This is a genomic window from Wolbachia endosymbiont of Drosophila seguyi (assembly GCF_028981765.1).
Lineage (GTDB): Bacteria > Pseudomonadota > Alphaproteobacteria > Rickettsiales > Anaplasmataceae > Wolbachia > Wolbachia pipientis.
In genome coordinates this window covers 1-522 of the sequence record NZ_JAPQLM010000051.1, presented here as the reverse complement: position 1 = coordinate 522, position 522 = coordinate 1, and the positions used below count along the sequence as shown (strand labels likewise).

Annotated in this window: 1 protein-coding gene; it reads left to right on the top strand. The window is 47.9% G+C overall.

Features of this window, described 5'->3' with window-relative positions; translation table 11 throughout:
- Positions 1-330 precede the first annotated feature (330 nt).
- A complete protein-coding gene (locus tag OZD62_RS01075) occupies positions 331-444 on the top strand; it encodes a WPE palindromic element domain-containing protein (RefSeq protein WP_251371765.1) in 114 nt (37 codons plus the stop codon).
- The last annotated feature ends 78 nt before the right edge of the window (positions 445-522 follow it).

Below are 522 nucleotides of genomic sequence, written 5' to 3'. Positions count from 1 at the left end.
ATAATGAATTTTGTCAGTAACTGCCAGTTCTTTTCGCTTGAGCGATGCAACAAAGCCCACTGGGATCCAGGAAAGTTTGCTTGTAAGCAAGCAAACTAGCATGGAAAGTTTATACTAAATGAATGTTTTTGCTGAGGTTGCACAGAAGCTGGATCCCAGTGTCAAGCACTGGGATGACATCATCCTTTTTTGGATTCCAGACTGGAATGACAGCAGTCCTACGTCATACCGCCGCGGTATTTCCAGATCCCGCTAACACGTAGCGGGATGATGGTTGTCAGGGTGTTGTCCAAGTAGCCTCCTTCTTCTGTTATCCAAGTAGCCTCTTTCTTGTCATCCCAGTGCTCCTTTCTTGTCATCCCAGTGCCCAGACACTGGGATCCAGGAAACTTAACTTTACACCAGGTAATAAGAACTGGATTCCAGCGTCACGCGCTGGAATGACAGCAGTCCTACGTCATACCGCGATTCATTCGCGGTATCTCAGCCGCTAACAAGAGATCCCGCTAACAAGCAGCGGGA